Raw genomic sequence first — 972 nt, forward strand, 5'->3', positions numbered from 1 at the left:
CAGGCGAACGCGGTGCAAGGGGTTGCCTGTAGGAGCGTGCTAGCACGCGGACCTCGAGCGTTGGCGCGCCGGGCTTTTCGCGGGTAGGCACGCTCCCACAATGGGAATGGGTAACCTGATAATTAGCGGATGGGCAGGTCGATACCCTCAAACAAGGCCTCTCTTTCCTCCCGGTTCGGGGCCTTGATGGCGGCTTCTACCAGCTCCCGGCTCAGATGGGGGGCGAACGCCTCCAGAAAGTCATACATGAAGCCGCGCAGGAAGGTGCCTTTGCGAAAGCCAATGCGGGTGGTGCTGGATTCGAACAGGTGGCTGGCATCCAGCGCCACCAGGCCCTTGTCTTCCACTGCATCCACCGCCATGTGGGCGATGATTCCCACGCCCATGCCCAGGCGGACATAGGTTTTTATCACATCGGCATCTGCCGCGGTGAATACCACTTTCGGGTCCAGACCTTTGTCCACGAAGGCATCATCCAGTTTGCTGCGCCCGGTGAACCCGAATACATAGGTAACGATGGGGTATTCCGCCAGCGCTTCCAGCGTCAGCGGGTTTACGCCGGTGAGCGGATGCCCTTCCGGTACCACCACGGTCCGGTTCCAGCGGTAACAGGGCATCATGATCAGATCGGAAAACAGATCCAGAGCCTCGGTGGCAATAGCAAAATCCACACTGCCGTTGGCTGCCATCTCGGAGATCTGCATGGGCGTACCCTGGTGCATATGCAGCGACACATCCGGAAAAAGCCCGGTGAACTGGTGGATCACCGGCGGCAAGGCATAGCGCGCCTGGGTATGGGTGGTCGCAATACTGAGTTCGCCACGGGATTCATCCCGGAACTCCTGGGAGACGCGGCGAATGGATTCGGTTTGCTGCAGGATTTCACCGGCAATCTGCAGGATAGCCTGCCCGGCCGGGGTGATATGGGTAAGGTGCTTGCCGCTACGGGCAAAAACCTCCACCCCCAGCTCG

General features: G+C 60.1%; 1 protein-coding gene. It reads right to left on the minus strand.

The features are described 5' to 3' along the window. Positions 1 to 122: 122 nt before the first annotated feature. The coding region (gene cysB, locus A3730_RS24150) for an HTH-type transcriptional regulator CysB (RefSeq protein WP_063539143.1) at positions 123 to 972 on the minus strand (850 nt) is incomplete at its 5' end.

The sequence above is a fragment of the Alcanivorax sp. HI0044 genome (assembly GCF_001634945.1).